This window comes from Rhodopseudomonas palustris, from assembly GCF_003031265.1.
GTDB lineage: Bacteria > Pseudomonadota > Alphaproteobacteria > Rhizobiales > Xanthobacteraceae > Rhodopseudomonas > Rhodopseudomonas palustris_H.
Genome location: NZ_CP019966.1, coordinates 1,028,613 through 1,044,948 on the forward strand (window position 1 = coordinate 1,028,613; position 16,336 = coordinate 1,044,948).

The following is a 16,336-nucleotide window of genomic DNA, read 5'->3' on the forward strand; positions in this document are numbered from 1 at the left end:
TCTTTTTTGGCCTCGGTATCGTCCGCAGTGCCGGCGTCACGCTTTGGTCATTGACCGCCACAATGCTGTCTCTGAAGCTGCGTTAACCTTTGCGCGCGGGTCCGCTGGACTCCACGCATGGGCGGCGTAATGATTTGTTCATCATAAGCCGGTGCGCAGCTTAGCGAGCCGGTACAAGTATTCGGTAGTGTGAGGCGTTGACCATGTCTGATGTCGCGCAGGGCGAATCCGCCTTGGTGGTGCTCAGCGAACGGCTGACCAGTTCGGCAGCGTTCACGGCTCTATTTCGGGAGGGCATGGATCTGGTCGAAGAGACCGCCGCCTATCTCGACGGCTCCGGCCGCGCGGAGGCCAAGCTGCTCGACCGCGCCGTGAGCCTGACTTACGCCACCGAGAGCATGCGCCTGACCACCCGGCTGATGCAGCTCGCCTCCTGGCTGTTGCTGCACCGCGCCGTGAAGGAAGGCGAGATGACGCTTATCCAGGCCAACCGCGAAAAGACCAAGGTCAAGCTGTCGGCCGCCGATCCCGGCGCGCCTGATGTGCTGGAGCGCTTGCCGGAACAGCTGCAGTCGCTGATCGCGCGGTCGATGAGCCTGCAAAGCCGGATCCGCCGGCTCGACTCCACCATGCACACCCCGCCGGAGCCGCCGGCGCTCGGCAACCCGCTGGTGCCGCAGCTCAATATGCTGAAGGCCGCGTTCGAGAACTGAGCGCTCCGATCAGATCTAAAGTCGCTGTGGCCGGGCTCGTCCCGGCCATTGGCATTTTTGGGGGACCGGCTGGTTATCCCCAGCGCCCAAGGTCCGCAGCCACTTGATCCGCCAACGCAAAACGCCCCGCGCGAGCGGGGCGTTTGTCGTATTGGGTCTCGAAAGAAGCGGCGAGCAGCCGGCGAAAAGCCGGCGCCGGCTCAATCCTTCTTGAGGAAGCCCGAGAACTTCTTCTGGAAGCGCGACACGCGGCCGCCGCGGTCCAGCACCTGCTGGGTGCCGCCGGTCCACGCCGGATGCGACTTCGGGTCGATGTCGAGGTTCAGCTTGTCGCCCTCTTTGCCCCAGGTCGACCGCGTCTGGTACTCGGTCCCGTCAGTCATGACGACGGTAATGGTATGATAGTCCGGGTGAATTTCGGTCTTCATGGGTGATCCCTTGCGCTCGCCGGCGCCTGCATCGCGATGATTTCGGGCGAATTTGCTGGGCTCTATATCCCAGGCGCGCCGCATGCACAAGGCACAGCACACGATCCGGTGACCGGGTTGTCCCGGATTTGCCAGCCGCGGGCATTGCGGCCTATGTGGTGCCGGCTAAAGCGTTTTCATCGATTTGGCAGTTCCGAATGACGGCACCGAATAAACCGCAGAGCTCCAACTCCGACGCGTCGGCGATCAGTTTGTCGCTGGACGCGATCGCGGCGACCGAGAACGTCGGGCCCCGCACCGGCACCCTGCGGGCCGATGCCGATCCGAGCCAGGTCGAGGAGGTCGCGGCCGTCGTCAAGCGCAGCCGGCTGAAGCCGTTGCTCTCGCTGATGCCGTATGTGGCCCGCTACCGCGGCCGCGCCACGCTTGCGCTGATCGCCCTGATCGTTGCGGCTGCCACGACCCTGGTGGTTCCGGTCGCGGTGCGTCGGCTGATCGATTTCGGCTTCAGCGCCGAAGGTGTCGAGCTCATCAACGGCTATTTCAGCGTCATGCTCGGTGTCGTGGTGGTGCTCGCGGCCGCCAGTGCGGCCCGGTATTACCTGGTGATGACGATCGGCGAGCGGATCGTCGCCGACGTCCGGCGCGACGTGTTCCGGCATCTCACCGCGCTGTCGCCGGCGTTTTTCGATTCCGCCCGCAGCGGCGAGCTGATCTCGCGGCTGACCGCCGACACCACCCAGATCAAATCCGCCGTCGGCGCCTCGGTGTCGATCGCGCTGCGCAACATGCTGCTGTTCGTCGGCGCGATCTCGATGATGGTGATCTCGAGCCCGCGGCTGTCCGGCTTCGTCCTGGCGGCGATTCCGCTGATCGTAATTCCGCTGGTCGCGTTCGGGCGCTGGGTGCGGCGGCTGTCGCGCAACGCGCAGGACACGCTGGCGGACGCGTCGGCCTATGCGGCCGAACTGGTCGGCGCGATCCGTACCGTGCAGGCTTACACCAACGAACGCGTCGCCAATGCCCGGTTCGGCGGCGCGGTCGAAGAGTCTTACGAGGCGGCGCGCAGCTCGACCGGTGCGCGGGCGCTGCTCACCGCGATCATCATTTTCATCGTGTTCGCCAGCGTGGTGGCGATCCTGTGGGTCGGCTCCCACGACGTTGCCATTGGCGCCATGTCGCCGGGCCGGCTCGGTCAGTTCATCCTGTACGCGGTGTTCGCGGCTTCCAGCCTCGGCCAGCTCAGCGAAGTCTGGGGCGAAGTGTCGGCAGCCTCGGGTGCAGCCGAACGGCTGTTCGAAATCCTGCGGGTCAAGCCGGAGATCGCGGCGCCGGCGCAGCCGAAGGCGCTGCCGATGCCGGTGCGCGGCGACGTGGTGTTCGACAATGTCAGCTTTTCCTATCCGACCCGGCCGGACTTCCTGGCGCTCGACGGCCTGTCGCTGAGCATTCGTGCAGGCGAGAAGGTCGCGATCGTCGGCCCCTCCGGCGCCGGCAAGAGCACGCTGTTTCACCTGCTGCTGCGGTTCTACGATCCGACCTCCGGCACGGTCTCGCTCGACGGCGTCGCCATCAACGCCGCCGATCCGCAGGCAGTGCGCGAGCGGATCGCCCTGGTGCCGCAGGATTCGGTGGTGTTCGCCGCGACCGCGCGCGACAACATCCGGTTCGGCCGCGATGACGCCAGCGAGCTCGACGTCGAGCGCGCCGCGCAGCAGGCCCACGCCACTGAATTCATCTCGCGCCTGCCGGAGGGCTTTGACACCCGGCTCGGCGAACGCGGCGTGACGCTGTCCGGCGGTCAGCGCCAGCGCATCGCCATCGCCCGCGCGATCCTGCGCGATGCGCCGCTGCTGCTGCTCGACGAAGCGACCTCGTCACTCGACGCTGAAAGCGAAGTACTGGTGCAGACGGCGCTGCAGCAGCTGATGCGCGACCGCACCACGCTGGTGATCGCCCATCGCCTCGCCACCGTGCTGTCGTGCGACCGCATCGTGGTGATGGAGCACGGCCGCATCGTCGAGCAGGGCACCCACGCCCAGCTCGTCGCCCGCGGCGGCCTCTACGCCCGCCTCGCCAAGCTGCAGTTCGAGGCGGCGTAGTTAGCTACATCAACGCCGTCATCGCCCGCGCAGGCGGGCGATCCAGTACCCCCCGAGCCTTTCACTTCCAAAGCAACGCTTCGGAATACTGGATCCTCCGCATTCGCGGAGGATGACCACTGTCCTGGTTGAACCGACAACTCGTCAGGCCGGCCGCCACAGCATGTTCAGCACCGGCCGGCCGGAGCTGTTGAGTTCCTCGCTGGTCACCGCGAAGCCGTTGCGGCGATAGAACTTGATGGCGCGGTAGTTGTCGGCATTGACCTTGAGGGTGACCTCGGTCGGCGAGCGGCGCTTGGCCTCGTCGACCAGTGCTTCGGCGACACCCCATCCCCAGTGTTCGGGTTCGACCACCAACTGGTCGAGATAACCGGCTGCGTCGATCGTGACGAAGCCGATCAGCGCTATGCCCTGTTCGGCGACGATGATGGCGGCTTGCGGCACCAGCTCGCTGCGCCAGCGCTCGCGCCACCAATCGACCCGCTTGGTGAAGTCGATCGCCGGGTAAGCGAGTTGCCAGGTCCGCAGCCACAGCGCGATCGCGGGGTCTTCGTCGGCTTTGGTGTAGGGGCGGAGAGAGAAGGTGTGTGATGTCATCGCACGTACCATGAACCGTCATTCCGGGGCTGGCGCAGCGCAGCTGCGCGTGAACCCGGCATCTGACACGCGCACCGATCGAGATTCCGGGTTCGCCGCTTCGCGGCGCCCCGGAATGACCAACGAGGGACCCACGACAAGAACAACCTTACCGCTCCGTCAGCTTCAGTTCGATCCGCCGGTTGCGCTTATAGGCGTCGTCGGTGTCGGCGGTGTCGAGCGGCTGGAATTCGGCGAAGCCGGCGGCGACCAGGCGCTGCGCCGGCACACCGAGCGACATTAGATACTGCACCACCGAGATCGCGCGGGCGCTCGACAGTTCCCAGTTCGACTTGAAGGCGCCGGTGATTGGCCGCTTGTCGGTGTGGCCGTCGACCCGCACCACCCAGGGCAGCTCGGCCGGGATCTTCTTGTCGAGCTCCTTCAGCGCCTCGGCGACCTTGTCGAGCTCGGCGCGGCCTTCCGGCAGCAGCAGTGCCTGGCCGGTATCGAAGAACACTTCGGATTGGAAGACGAAGCGGTCGCCGACGATGCGGATGTCGGGCCGGTCGCCCAGGATGGCGCGCAGGCGGCCGAAGAACTCCGAGCGGTAGCGCGACAGCTCCTGCACCCGCTGCGCCAGCGCGACGTTCAGCCGCTGGCCGAGATCGGCGATCTTGTTCTGGGATTCCTTGCCGCGCTTCTCGGATGCGTCGAGCGCTTCTTCCAGCGCGGCGAGCTGGCGGCGCAGCGCGGCGATCTGCTGGTTCAGCACTTCGACCTGTGCCAGCGCGCGGGCCGAGATCTGCTTTTCCGAATCCAGCGCCTTGTTGAGTTCGGTGGCGCGGCCGGCAGCGTCGTTGCCGGCGCCGGCGAGGCCGTCATACAGGCCCTTGACCCGGTCGCGTTCGCTCTCGGCCGCCGATAGCCCGGCGCGCATCTGCGCCAGCTGCTCCTCCAGATTGAGCTTGCCGAGCTTTTCCAGCGACAGGATGTCGTTGAGCTGCGCGATCTTGGCGTTCAGCTCGGCCAGCGCCTTGTCCTTGCCGGTGACCTCCTGCGACAGGAAGAACTGAACTACCAGGAACACGGTGAGCAGAAACACGATGCCGAGGATCAGGGTCGACAGCGCATCGACGAAGCCGGGCCAGTAATTGAAGCCGGATTCCTGCCGGCGGCCACGGGCCAGCGCCATCAGCTCTTCTCCGGCTCGCGCAGGCTCTTCTCCGGCCGCTGCACCAGGGCGGACAACAGCTCCTTGATCTCGCGGTTCTGCTCGCCCTGGGCGTCGGCCCATTCGCGGATCATCTGCTGCTCGTTGCGCATGTGCGCGACCAGGCTCTGGATCGCGTTGGCGAGGTTGGCCATCGCGGCGGTGGTGGCGCGGTTGGCGCCGCCGTCCTCCAGTGTCAGCCGCAGCCGCTCGAGCGCGGCCTGCAGGTCGGCGCTGCCGGCAAGCGCGCCATCGCCGGCCGAGCTCCGCACCGTCGAGGCCAGCCAATCTTCGAGGTCGGTGTAGAAACGGTTCTGTGCCTGGCTGGACTGCAGATCGAGGAAGCCGAGGATCAGCGAGCCGGCGAGACCGAACAGCGACGACGAGAACGAAATCCCCATGCCGCCGAGCGGGGCGGCGAGGCCTTCCTTCAAGGTGTCGAACAGCGAGCCGGCGTCGCCGGTCACTTTCAGGCTGCCGATCACCCCGCCGATCGATCCGACGGTCTCGATCAGGCCCCAGAACGTGCCGAGCAGGCCGAGGAAGACCAAAAGCCCGGTTATGTAGCGCGAGATGTCGCGTGCTTCGTCGAGCCTTGTGGCGATCGAGTCGAGCAGGTGCCGCATTGTCTGCGGCGAGATCGCGATCCGCCCGGAGCGCTCGCCGCCGAGGATCGCGGCCATCGGCGCCAGCAAACTCGGCCGCCGGTCGAGCGCCAGCCCCGGATCGTTGATGCGGAAGTTATTGACCCAGGCGACCTCGGGATACAGCCGGATCACCTGGCGGAAGGCCAGCACGACGCCGATCACCAGCACCGCGCCGATCAGGCCATTGAGGCCCGGATTGGCCATAAACGCGGCCAGCACCTGCTTGTACAACACCACCACGATCAGCGCGCACAGCACCAGGAACACCAGCATCCGCACCAGGAAGATTCGCGGCGACGACAACTTGTCGAGTTCGATCTCCATCGCGTGGCGCGGGGAAGGGCCTGAAGCCATCGTCGGTTTGGTCTCCGGTTTGCCGGAAGCGGCTGTTTCACCCAATATGGCACAGCACGGCGCGGAAGAAAGCCGTTGCGGCGGTTATCCGCCACCGCGTCGTGGGGGAACTCGAATCGAAACTCCGACGTGGCGCAGAACGTATCTGCCGTCTCAGCATGGCAGTCGAACGACGGGTGGATGATGACGGGTGTGTATCTCGGAGCGCTGGCGGGAATCGCGGTGGCGCTGGCGGTGCTGATGGCCGGCGCATGGGTGGTGCAGCAGCGGACCGGCAATTCCGGCTGGGTCGATACTATCTGGACGTTTTCGCTCGGGTTGACCGGCGCGGTGTCGTCGTTGTGGCCGATCGACGGCGCTGCGCCGGATGCGCGGCAATGGCTGGTGGCGGTGCTGGTCGCGGCGTGGTCGCTGCGGCTCGGCTCGCACATCGCCGCCCGCACCCAGCAAATTTCCGACGATCCGCGCTACGCCGCCTACGCGGCGGAGTGGGGCGCGGATGCACCGAAGAAGATGTTCTTCTTCCTGCAGAATCAGGCCTACGCCACCATTCCGCTGGTGTTTGCGATCTTCGTCGCGGCGCATGCGCCGGCCGGCAGCTTGCGGCTGCAGGACTATCTCGGCGTGCTGATCCTGATCGTCGGCATCGCCGGCGAAGGGCTGGCCGACTCCCAGCTCAAGGCGTTCCGTGAAGATCCCGCCAACAAGGGCAAGGTGTGCGACGCCGGGCTGTGGCGGTGGTCGCGGCATCCGAACTACTTCTTCCAGTGGTTCGGCTGGCTGGCCTATCCGGTGATCGCGATCCCGTTCGCCGAGCCGCTGTCTTACCTCTGGGGCTATGCGGCCGTGGCAGCGCCGCTGTTCATGTACTGGATCCTGGTGTACGTCACCGGCATTCCGCCGCTCGAGGAGCAGATGCTGAAATCGCGCGGTGACCGCTATCGCGACTACCAGGCCAGGACCTCGATGTTCTTCCCGCTGCCGCCCCGGCGCTCCGCCACGCCATGAGCGGGCTCGCCTCGCTGATCGACATTGCCGAGCGGGTGCCGCTGCCGGATGCGGTGATCCGCGCCGGCATCCGGATGCTGTGCGCCCGCACCGCCGCCAAGATGGCGCTCGGCAATGAGACCAGCGACGCGGCATTCGCGCACGCGATGGCGGCGCGCGAGGTCGCCGAGCATCCCGACGCGGCGAACGCCCAGCACTACGAGGTTCCGGCGGCGTTCTTCGGCAAGGTGCTCGGGCCGCACCGCAAATACTCATCCTGCTTCTATCGCGATGCCGAGACCACGCTGGCGCAGGCGGAAGCGGAGGCGCTGCGGCTGACGATAGAGCACGCCGACCTGCGCGACGGCCAGGCGATCCTCGAACTCGGCTGCGGCTGGGGTTCGCTGTCGCTGGCGATGGCCGAGCGGTTTCCCTATGCGCGGATCCTGTCGGTGTCGAACTCGGCGTCGCAGCGGCAGTACATCGAGGCTCAGGCCGCCGCGCGGCGGCTGATGAACCTGCGCGTCGTCACCTGCGACATGAATGCGTTCGAACCCCACGACAAATTCGACCGTGTGGTCTCGGTCGAGATGTTCGAGCACATGATGAACTGGCGCAAGCTGATGACTTGGATCCGCGGCTGGCTGAAGCCGGGCGGGTTGTTTTTCATGCACGTCTTCAGTCACCGCCGCGGCACTTACTTGTTCGACCGAACCGACGCTGCCGACTGGATCGCGCAGCATTTCTTCACCGGCGGAGTGATGCCGAGCCACCGGCTGATCCGGCAATACGCCGATCTGTTCGAGATCGACGAGCAGTGGCGCTGGAGCGGTCGTCACTACCAGCGCACGGCCGAAGACTGGCTGGTCAATTTCGATCGTCACCGCGACGAGATCGAAACCATCCTGCGCCCGGTCTATGGCGACGACACCGCGTTGTGGATGCGTCGCTGGCGCTGGTTCTTCCTCGCAACCTCCGGTCTGTTCGGCTATGCCGACGGCGACGAATGGGGCGTGAGTCATTACCGCCTGAAGCCGGCCTGACTGTTCGCGCACGGGGGGCGCGACGTGTTGTCGCTCTGCGTGTGCTGCAAAGCTCGACGATGCGCGCGCTCGTTGTGGCGCCGCTCTCGCGGCCAATTCACAACACAGTGAGCAGTAGTGTTTTCAAGCGGTTCTGGGCCCAAAAATCCCGCTTAATAAACAGCTAACTACATGGAACTAATCACTTCTTGGTTCCTGAACCGGGCCGACAAAATTGATCCGGCGCAATGCGGGCAGCGGTACTTTCCCTAGTTTTGCCTTCGACGAAAGCAGGAGGTGTGACGTGTTTCTAGATTCTGTCGGATCGCTCGTGTTGTTCCTGACGTGCGCCGTCGGCCCTGCGTTGATTGCGTATCTCGTCGTCGACGATCTGTGGCGTAAGGCAACTCAGCGTGCGCAACCGCAGCCCCCGGCTCCGGTGGTGACCGCCAAGCAGGCGCCCGAGCGGCGCTTCGGCTGGTTCGCGTGGGCGAACTGAGTTCGGTGAACTAAGCTACGAGTTCAAGACGGGCGCACCCGCCGTCGAGCTTCCAGGGTGCTCATCGCAAACAGTGAGGAAAGAGCCTTGACCATTGTTGCATTGATCGCAGCGATCTACGGGCTGGTCGGCCTGATCGGTCTGGTGGCCTTGATCATCGGCGGCCGTGAGGTCGTGGCGCAGAACGCGCACTGGAAGCGCTTCGACGACGCCCATTACTGGGACGAAGCGGCGGAAGACTGGCGGCCGCACGAACACGCCTCGCGGCCCGCGACGGCCTGATCGGACGTCGATCCGCCCGCGCCGATCGCGGCGCCAACTTGAAAATTCGAAGGCCGGCACCTGCGCCTCGCAGCTGCCGGCCTTTTCTTGTTCGGTGCTATTTATCTTCGACGTATTCGAGAATGTCGCCGGGTTGACACTCCAGCACCGCGCAAATCCGTGACAGCGTTTCGAACCGAATGCCCTTCACCTTGCCGGATTTCAGCAGCGAGACGTTCTGCTCGGTGATGCCGATCTGCTCGGCGAGCTCCTTCGAGCGCATCTTGCGCCGCGCCAGCATCACGTCGAGATTCACCACAATCGCCATCGCCTACACGAAGCTCGCATTCTCGTCCGCCAGCCGCGCCGCTTCGCGCATCACCGCCGCGACCGCCACCAGGACGCCGCCGACGATCACCGAAACATAGTCGTTGCTGGAGAACGTCAGCACCAGCAGACGTTGACCGGGGGGATTGCTGAGCGACAGCGCGAGCGCCAAAGCGGTCGCGGTGACGGGGCCAAGCAGACCCTGCGCCAGCACGGCGATGCCGAAGCGCTGCAGGTGGGTGGCTGCTGTGGTGGTGAAGACCTGGCCTCGCGCGAACTCGGCGAACAGCGACCGCACATTGACCAACCCCCACAGCATCACGGCAACCGGCACGCTGATAATCACCGCCGCCAGCGCCTGATTGCCGGCGTCGAGCGGCAGGCGCGTGCCGATCTCGCCGAGCTTGGTCAGCAGCAGATTGCGGGTCCAGCTCGGGACCAGGAAGACGGCGCCGATCAGCCCCACGATCAGCACGATCCCAATTGTGCTCATCCATTCCATCGCGCGCGACAGCCGCACCAGCTTGGTGGCCGCCGGACCGGTCAGTCCGATCGAGGTGCCGGATAGTCGTGCTTGCATTGCAAGGCTCCATCATCTATTTCGAGATGAAATTATCGTAAAACGATAATTTATCATCGTCAAGATAGGATGAGCGTCATGCGCTTCGCCGCCTCTTTCAGATTTGCCGCCGCCGCCATGGCGCTCGGTGCCCTGACTGCCTGCAGCTCCGTTCCGATCACCTCGATGGTCAAGCTGGTACGTACCGATCTGGCCGCAACCGATCCGGCGGCGCTGCGCATTGCCGTGCGGTTGCCGCAAGGGCTGCGGCCGCGCCGGGTCACCCTGCGCGTCACCGTGGCGGTGGGCGCGGATAAACGCGAGCAGGCGTTCGTGCTGGCCGATCTGGATGATCCCGGCGAACTGTTGTCGCTGAAGGATGACGTGACGAACGACACCATGATCTACGCCTTCCGGATCGCACCCGAGGATGTGCCGCGGCTGCTCGCGGTCCGCGACCAAATGGCGGCTCACAAGGAAAAGGGCGAGCGCGGCTCGCTGACGATCGGGGTCGGCGCCGAAGCCTGCCGCACCGGCACGCTGCCGGCCAAGACTCTGGTCACGACCTATCTGAAGACCGAGCGCACCGGCGACTTCTTCCCGCTGACGCGCGACGTCGACCTGCGCAAGGACGTGCCGAAAGAGGCTGTGCCCGAGCGCATTCCGCTGTGTAACTAGAAGGGGCAGTTCTTCACTTCTCCCCGCGTGCGGGGAGAAGGAGCAGGCCGAGCAGCGAAGGAACGGCTCAGGGCTTCGGACAGGTCGGCGGGGTGTCGTCGGACCATTCTGGAGCCGACAGCTCCAGATCGTTCAGGCCGAGCAAGCCGATCGCGCGCAGCGCCATGTGGTCGACCATTTCCGAGATCGAGCGCGGCCGCTGATAGAACGCCGGCGACAGCGGCGCCACGATTGCGCCGATCTCGGTCGCCTGCGCCATGCTGCGGATATGGCCGAGATGCAGCGGCGTCTCGCGCAGCATCAGCACCAGCCGGCGCCGCTCTTTGAGCTGCACGTCAGCGGAGCGCACCAGCAGATTGTCGAGATCGCCGTGGGCGATCGCCGACAGGGTGCGGATCGAACACGGCGCCACGATCATGCCGGAGGTGCGGAACGAGCCGGAGGCGATACAGGCGCCGACGTCGTCGATCTTGTGAAAGCGATGCACCAGGTCGGCGGCGTGATCGAGCGCGTTCGGTCCGACCTCGTAGGCGATGGTCCGTCTTGCTGCCTTCGACACCACCAGATGCACTTCGCAATCGACCGAGGCCAGCAGTTCGACCACCCGCAGCCCTACCGCTGCGCCCGAGGCGCCGCTGATGCCGACCACGATGCGGTGCTGCGTGCTCATCGAATCAGTCGGCGCTGCCCGGCCGCCGGCTGATGTTCCGGCGACAGCCCGAGGCTGGTCCACATCGCATCGACCCGCGCGATCACGTCTTTGTCCATCTCCAACACCTTGCCCCACTCGCGCTCGGTTTCGGTGCCGATCTTGTTGGTGGCGTCGATGCCGAGCTTACCGCCAAGTCCGGATTTCGGCGAGGCGAAGTCGAGATAATCGATCGGGGTGTCGCTGATCGACACCATGTCGCGCGAGGTGTCGCTCCGCGTCGAGACCGCCCACATCACGTCGGCCCAGTCGCGGACATCGACGTCGTCGTCGACGATGATCAGGAGCTTGGTGTAGCTGAACTGCGGCAGCATCGACCACAGCCCCATCATCAGCCGGCGCGCCTGGCCAGGATAGCGCTTCTTGATCGAGGCGACCGCGATCCGATAGGAGCACGCCTCCGGCGGCAGCCACAGGTCGACGATCTCGGGGAATTGACGGCGCGCGACCGGGAGAAACACGTCGTTGAACGCCTCGCCGAGCCGCGACGGCTCGTCCGGCGGCCGGCCCGTATAGGTCGACAGATAGATCGGGTGCCGGCGCATGGTAATGGCGGTGATCCGCATCACCGGGAATTCCTCGACCGCGTTGTAATAGCCGGTGTGGTCGCCATACGGCCCCTCCGGCGCGGTTTCGGTCGGCGACACGAAGCCTTCGAGCACGATCTCGGCATCGGCCGGCACGCTGATCGGAACGGTTTGGCACGGCGTCAGACTTGGCCGCTCGCCGCCGAGCAGGCCGGCGAATTTGATCTCCGAAACCGTCTCCGGCAGCGGCAGCACCGCCGAGAGAATCATCGACGGATCGGCGCCGATCACGATCGCGACCGGCATCTCGCGCTTGTCGGCCTTCCACTGGTGGTGGTGCTTGGCGCCGCCGCGGTGCGCCAGCCAGCGCATGATGAGGCGATCCTTGCCCAGCACCTGCATCCGGTAGACGCCGACATTGTCGGTGCCGTGCGCGCCGGGCGGCGGCTTGGTGAAGACGAGGCCCCAGGTGATCAGCGGCGCCGGCTCTCCCGGCCAGGGGATCTGCACCGGCAGCCGGCCGAGGTCGACCGCGTCGCCGGTCAGCACCACTTCCTGCACCGACGCCGATTTCGCCATCTTCGGCCGCATCGCCAGCGCGGCCTTGGCCATTGGCAGTTTGCTCAACGCGTCGGTCAGGCTCTGGGGCGGCGCCGGCTCCCGCATTTCGGCGAGCGCCTCGCCGAGCCGCGAGAGGTTTTCCGGCAGGATGCCGAGGCCCCAGGCCACCCGTTCGACCGTGCCGAACAGATTGACCAGGATCGGCATCTCCGACGGCCTGCCGTCGGCCTTGATCGGGTTTTCTATCAGGAGTGCCGGGCCACCGGCATGCAGCACGCGGCGATGGATTTCGGTGAGGTCGTGGACCACCGACACCGGCTTGCGGATGCGGTGCAACTGTCCGCGTGATTCGAGATAGCCAATAAATGCACGCAGATCAGGGAAGGGCGGTTTGACGCGGCTCAGCATGATGTCTCCCTGCGGACAACACTGGTCAGCACTTGCCATCGACGCTGTCTTTGATCAGGCGCAAAGAAGTACCGTCGGGGCCGGGCTACGCGGACTGTTCACGATAAGGTGGCCCATGTCGGTATCCAACTCGTCCGTCTCCAGGATGCCCGTGCCGCTTGCCCTCGCGACGCGGGTGTTGCCGCTGTTGCCACTGCAGGTGCTGCTCGGAATCTGCTTGCGCGAAATTCGCGCGCGCCATCCCCGGATCTTCGATCGCCTCGGTCCGCACACCGGCAAGCGTTACGGCCTCGCGCCGACCGACCTGCCGATTGCGTTCGTGCTCGAGCCGCGTCGGATGAGTCCGCGGGTCACGGTGGTGCGTAAGCTGCCCACCAACATCCACGCGCGGATCGCGGGGCCGCTGTCGGCGCTGATCGGCATGACCGACGGCTCCTATGACGGCGACGCGCTGTTCTTCTCGCGCGACATCGAAATCGACGGCGACATGGAAGCGGTGGTCGCGCTGCGCAATGCGATCGACGATTCCCGCGTCGACTTCCTGAAAGAGTCGGTGGCGTGGTTCGGCCCGCTGGCGGCGCCGATCGAACGGATCTTGCGCAGCCTGGTCGGCGCGCAGCCCGGCTATCGCGAAGAGCTGGGTGTCGGAGGCGGAGGTTAGAGCATGGAACTGATCTGTCCCGCTGGTACGCCGGCAGCGCTGCATGATGCCGTCGCCGCAGGCGCCGACGCGATCTATTGCGGCTTCAATGACGAAACCAACGCGCGCAACTTCCCGGGGCTGAACTTCAGCCGCGACGAGATGCGGGAGTCGATCGCGCATGCGCATCGCTATGGCACCAAGGTGCTGGTCGCGATCAACACCTTCGCGCGCGCCGGCAATGTCGAGCTGTGGCAGCGCGCGGTCGACGACGCGGTCGAGGCCGAAGCTGATGCGCTGATCCTCGCCGACGTCGGCGTGATGGATTACTGTGCCAAGACTCATCCGGAGCAGCGGCTGCACGTCTCGGTGCAGGCGGCCGCCGCCAATCCGGATTCGATCCGGTTCTATGTCGACAGCTTCAACGCCCAGCGCGTGGTGCTGCCGCGCGTGCTCAGCGTGCAGGAAATCGCCGCGATCACCAAAGAGGTGAAGGTCGAGACCGAGGTCTTCATCTTCGGCGGCCTGTGCGTGATGGAAGAGGGCCGCTGCTCGCTGTCGTCCTACGCCACCGGCAAGTCGCCCAACATGGACGGCGTGTGTTCGCCGGCCGCCTCGATCCAGTATCGCGAGCAGAACGGCTCGCTGGTGTCGCGGCTCGGTGAGTTCACCATCAATAAGTTCGCCAAGGGCGAGGCTGCGGCGTATCCGACGCTGTGCAAGGGCCGCTACCAGACCGACGAAGGCTGCGGTTATCTGTTCGAAGACCCGGCCAGCCTCGATGCCACCACGATGCTGCCGGACCTCCGCGCCGCCGGCGTTGCGGCGCTGAAGATCGAAGGCCGCCAGCGCGGCCGGGCCTATATCGAGCGGGTGGTGAAGACCTTCAAGGACGTGCTCGCCGCGCTCGACGACGGCCGGCCGCTCCCGGTCGATGCACTGCGCGGCCTGACCGAAGGCCAGTCGACCACCACCGGCGCCTACAAGAAGACCTGGCGCTGACAACGTGGCGCCGACGCCTGTCGGCGCCGAGTGATTTTTCGCGAACCACCTACAGCGAGGCTACTCCCATGCAACTCACGCTTGGACCGGTGCTGTTCAACTGGAAGCCGGAAGAGTGGCGCGACTTCTATTTCCGCATCGCGGACGAAGCGCCGGTCGATACCGTCGTGGTCGGCGAGGTGGTGTGCTCGAAGCGCCAGCCGTTCCTCGAGGAGCACATCCCGGCGGTGGTCGAGCGCCTCGCCAGCGCCGGCAAGAAAGTGCTGATGGGCTCGCTGGTGCTGATGTCGCTGCCGCGCGAGCGCAAGGCGATGGCCGAGCTCGCCGCCGACGACGGCTTCATGATGGAGGTCAACGACCTCTCCTGCCTCGGCATGCTCGGCGGCAAGGCTCACGCGATCGGTCCGTTCGTCAACATCTACAACGAGGCGACCGCGGCGTATTTCGCCTCGCGCGGCGCCAGCCGCATCTGCCTGCCGCCGGAGCTGCCGCTGTCGGCGATCCGCAGCATCGCCAAGTCGCTGCCCAACGTGTCGTTCGAGGTGTTCTCGTTCGGCCGCGTACCGCTGGCGATCTCGGCGCGGTGCTATCACGCCCGGCTCAACAAGCTGGCGAAGGACAATTGCAAGTTCGTCTGCGAGCAGGACCCGGATGGTCTCGCCGTGACGACGCTCGATGACGAGCCGTTCCTGGCGATGAACGGCGTGCAGACGCTGTCCTACACCTGCGCCAGCCTGCTCGGCGACATCGACAAGCTCAAGGACGCCGGCGTTTCCTCGATGCGCCTGTCGCCGCAGCAGTGCGACATGGTGGCGGTCGCCAAGCTGTATCGCGACGTCATCGACGGCAAGACCGCGGTGGCCGAAGGTGCGCAGAAGCTCGACCAGCTTTATTCGCTGAAGAAGTCGAACGGCTTCCTGTTCTCCAAGCCGGGCGCTGCGTTTGTCACCGACTCTGGCGACGTGCGACGGATCGTGCCGGCGGCGTAAGCACAGCGACTATTTGAAGCTCGGCGCCGTCTCCACAACCACCAACCGTCATCCTCCGCCTATGCGGAGGATCCAGTACGGTGTTGTGCTGATTCTTGAAGCAAAGCTCTGGAATACTGGGTCGCCCGCCTGCGCGGGCGATGACGACCGATGCTGTGGCACGGCGGACCGGCACTCGTCGTGAGCACTGCGGACCAGCACCCGGTTCCGTCATGCGCGGGCTTGACCCGCGCATCCATCCCGCGCGTGAGCGCGTGTTCAACAAACATCAATTGAAGAAGATGGATCGCCGGGTCGAGCCCGGCGATGACGGCCCTTGTTAGGACCGTCGGCCGATCGACGCGTCAGCTCAGCGGCTTCAGGATCCGGGCGAGTTCGGCGTGGATGGTTTCGTTGCCGCAGACGATGTCGCCGGTCTTGAGCACGTCGCCGCCGTTGATGTCGCCGACGGTGCCGCCGGCTTCGCGGATCATCACGATGCCGGCCGCGATGTCCCACGGCGACAGATTGCGTTCCCAGAAGCCGTCGAAGCGGCCGGCCGCGACCGCGCCGAGGTCGAGCGAGGCGGTGCCGAACCGACGCAGGCCGGCGACCTTGGGCTGCAGCGCGGCCATCTCGCGCTGGTTCTGCGCGAAGTCGCCGCGGCCGAGATGCGGCAGGCCGCAGCCGATGACGCAGTCGTGGAGTTCGCGGCGGTTGGCGACCCGCAGCCGGGTGTCGTTGAGGAACGCGCCCTTGCCGCGCTCGGCGATGTACAGCTCCTCATTGGCCGGATTGTAGATCACGCCGGCGATCATCGTGCCCTCGCGCTCGAGCCCGATCGAGATCGCGAAATGCGGGATGCCGTGCAGGAAGTTGGTGGTGCCGTCGAGCGGATCGACGATCCAGCGATGGGTCTTGTCGGCGCCTTCGCGGCTGCCGCCTTCCTCGCCGAGGAAGCCGTAACCCGGGCGCGCCTTCGACAGGTCCTCGTACAGCATCTCTTCGGCGCGCTTGTCGGCGCGGGACACGAAGTTGGCCGGGCCCTTCAGCGACACCTGGAGATTTTCGATCTCGCCGAAGTCGCGCTTGAGGCTGCGGCCGGCGCGGCGCGCCGCCTTGACCATGACGTTGATGAGAGCGGAATGGATCATG

19 protein-coding genes are annotated in these 16,336 nt (G+C 65.7%); 10 read left to right on the forward strand and 9 right to left on the reverse strand.

The window, feature by feature from the left end:
* Positions 1 to 203: 203 nt before the first annotated feature.
* Positions 204 to 713, forward strand: coding sequence for a DUF1465 family protein (locus RPPS3_RS04760; RefSeq protein ID WP_107343075.1), 510 nt, complete (start codon positions 204 to 206; stop codon positions 711 to 713).
* 200 nt (positions 714 to 913) lie between these two features.
* Here RPPS3_RS04760 and rpmE read toward each other — a convergent pair whose 3' ends face one another.
* On the reverse strand, positions 914 to 1,141 hold the full coding sequence (rpmE, locus tag RPPS3_RS04765; protein WP_011156453.1) for a 50S ribosomal protein L31: 228 nt from the start codon (positions 1,139 to 1,141) through the stop codon (positions 914 to 916).
* A gap of 197 nt (positions 1,142 to 1,338) precedes the next feature.
* On the opposite strand from rpmE, the gene RPPS3_RS04770 reads away from it, so the two are divergent.
* Positions 1,339 to 3,243 carry an ABC transporter transmembrane domain-containing protein gene (locus tag RPPS3_RS04770; RefSeq protein WP_107343076.1) on the forward strand — a complete coding sequence of 635 codons (1,905 nt, stop codon included), beginning with the start codon at positions 1,339 to 1,341 and terminating at the stop codon, positions 3,241 to 3,243.
* A gap of 144 nt (positions 3,244 to 3,387) precedes the next feature.
* Here RPPS3_RS04770 and RPPS3_RS04775 read toward each other — a convergent pair whose 3' ends face one another.
* From RPPS3_RS04775 to RPPS3_RS04785, 3 genes are all read right to left on the reverse strand, one after another.
* Complete coding sequence (locus RPPS3_RS04775) at positions 3,388 to 3,840, reverse strand: GNAT family N-acetyltransferase (RefSeq protein ID WP_107343077.1); 453 nt, start codon at positions 3,838 to 3,840, stop codon at positions 3,388 to 3,390.
* Positions 3,841 to 3,988: 148 nt separating this feature from the next.
* A complete protein-coding gene (locus RPPS3_RS04780) occupies positions 3,989 to 5,014 on the reverse strand; it encodes a peptidoglycan -binding protein (protein WP_107343078.1) in 1,026 nt (341 codons plus the stop codon).
* On the reverse strand, positions 5,014 to 6,033 hold the full coding sequence (locus RPPS3_RS04785; RefSeq protein ID WP_107343079.1) for a flagellar motor protein MotA: 1,020 nt from the start codon (positions 6,031 to 6,033) through the stop codon (positions 5,014 to 5,016). Before RPPS3_RS04785 ends, RPPS3_RS04780 begins: the two co-directional genes overlap by 1 nt.
* Before the next feature lie 180 nt (positions 6,034 to 6,213).
* On the opposite strand from RPPS3_RS04785, the gene RPPS3_RS04790 reads away from it, so the two are divergent.
* From RPPS3_RS04790 to RPPS3_RS04805, 4 genes are all read left to right on the forward strand, one after another.
* Entirely contained in the window at positions 6,214 to 7,041 is an 828-nt protein-coding gene (locus RPPS3_RS04790; protein ID WP_434006771.1) for a DUF1295 domain-containing protein, read from the forward strand.
* Positions 7,038 to 8,063, forward strand: a complete 1,026-nt coding sequence (locus tag RPPS3_RS04795) for an SAM-dependent methyltransferase (protein WP_107343080.1) — start codon at positions 7,038 to 7,040, stop codon at positions 8,061 to 8,063. Before RPPS3_RS04790 ends, RPPS3_RS04795 begins: the two co-directional genes overlap by 4 nt.
* A 310-nt stretch (positions 8,064 to 8,373) precedes the next feature.
* On the forward strand, positions 8,374 to 8,541 hold the full coding sequence (locus RPPS3_RS04800; protein ID WP_205502341.1) for a hypothetical protein: 168 nt from the start codon (positions 8,374 to 8,376) through the stop codon (positions 8,539 to 8,541).
* Between the two features lie 87 nt (positions 8,542 to 8,628).
* A complete protein-coding gene (locus RPPS3_RS04805) occupies positions 8,629 to 8,823 on the forward strand; it encodes a hypothetical protein (protein ID WP_107343081.1) in 195 nt (64 codons plus the stop codon).
* Between the two features lie 97 nt (positions 8,824 to 8,920).
* On the opposite strand, the gene RPPS3_RS04810 is transcribed toward RPPS3_RS04805, so the two are convergent.
* Together RPPS3_RS04810 and RPPS3_RS04815 are read right to left on the reverse strand one after the other, a co-directional pair.
* Positions 8,921 to 9,130, reverse strand: coding sequence for a helix-turn-helix domain-containing protein (locus tag RPPS3_RS04810; protein WP_107343082.1), 210 nt, complete (start codon positions 9,128 to 9,130; stop codon positions 8,921 to 8,923).
* Positions 9,131 to 9,133: 3 nt separating this feature from the next.
* A complete protein-coding gene (locus RPPS3_RS04815; RefSeq protein WP_107343083.1) occupies positions 9,134 to 9,709 on the reverse strand; it encodes a DUF2975 domain-containing protein in 576 nt (191 codons plus the stop codon).
* A gap of 78 nt (positions 9,710 to 9,787) precedes the next feature.
* Here RPPS3_RS04815 and RPPS3_RS04820 point away from each other — a divergent pair, with 78 nt between their 5' ends.
* A complete protein-coding gene (locus tag RPPS3_RS04820) occupies positions 9,788 to 10,366 on the forward strand; it encodes a hypothetical protein (RefSeq protein ID WP_107346437.1) in 579 nt (192 codons plus the stop codon).
* Between the two features lie 67 nt (positions 10,367 to 10,433).
* On the opposite strand, the gene RPPS3_RS04825 is transcribed toward RPPS3_RS04820, so the two are convergent.
* Complete coding sequence (locus tag RPPS3_RS04825; RefSeq protein WP_107343084.1) at positions 10,434 to 11,036, reverse strand: UbiX family flavin prenyltransferase; 603 nt, start codon at positions 11,034 to 11,036, stop codon at positions 10,434 to 10,436.
* On the reverse strand, positions 11,033 to 12,571 hold the full coding sequence (locus tag RPPS3_RS04830) for a UbiD family decarboxylase (protein WP_107343085.1): 1,539 nt from the start codon (positions 12,569 to 12,571) through the stop codon (positions 11,033 to 11,035). Before RPPS3_RS04830 ends, RPPS3_RS04825 begins: the two co-directional genes overlap by 4 nt.
* A gap of 115 nt (positions 12,572 to 12,686) precedes the next feature.
* On the opposite strand from RPPS3_RS04830, the gene ubiT reads away from it, so the two are divergent.
* The 3 genes from ubiT to RPPS3_RS04845 all read left to right on the forward strand — a co-directional run bounded on the left by ubiT (position 12,687) and on the right by RPPS3_RS04845 (position 15,202).
* Positions 12,687 to 13,232 carry a ubiquinone anaerobic biosynthesis accessory factor UbiT gene (ubiT, locus tag RPPS3_RS04835; protein ID WP_107343086.1) on the forward strand — a complete coding sequence of 182 codons (546 nt, stop codon included), beginning with the start codon at positions 12,687 to 12,689 and terminating at the stop codon, positions 13,230 to 13,232.
* A 3-nt stretch (positions 13,233 to 13,235) separates the two neighbouring features.
* Positions 13,236 to 14,213: a ubiquinone anaerobic biosynthesis protein UbiU gene (gene ubiU, locus RPPS3_RS04840; protein ID WP_107343087.1), complete on the forward strand. Its 978-nt coding sequence runs from the start codon at positions 13,236 to 13,238 to the stop codon at positions 14,211 to 14,213.
* 68 nt (positions 14,214 to 14,281) lie between these two features.
* Positions 14,282 to 15,202 (forward strand): U32 family peptidase, encoded by a 921-nt coding sequence (locus RPPS3_RS04845; protein ID WP_107343088.1) that lies wholly within the window; start codon positions 14,282 to 14,284, stop codon positions 15,200 to 15,202.
* Between the two features lie 344 nt (positions 15,203 to 15,546).
* On the opposite strand, the gene RPPS3_RS04850 is transcribed toward RPPS3_RS04845, so the two are convergent.
* Complete coding sequence (locus RPPS3_RS04850) at positions 15,547 to 16,335, reverse strand: inositol monophosphatase family protein (protein ID WP_107343089.1); 789 nt, start codon at positions 16,333 to 16,335, stop codon at positions 15,547 to 15,549.
* Position 16,336: the final 1 nt, after the last annotated feature.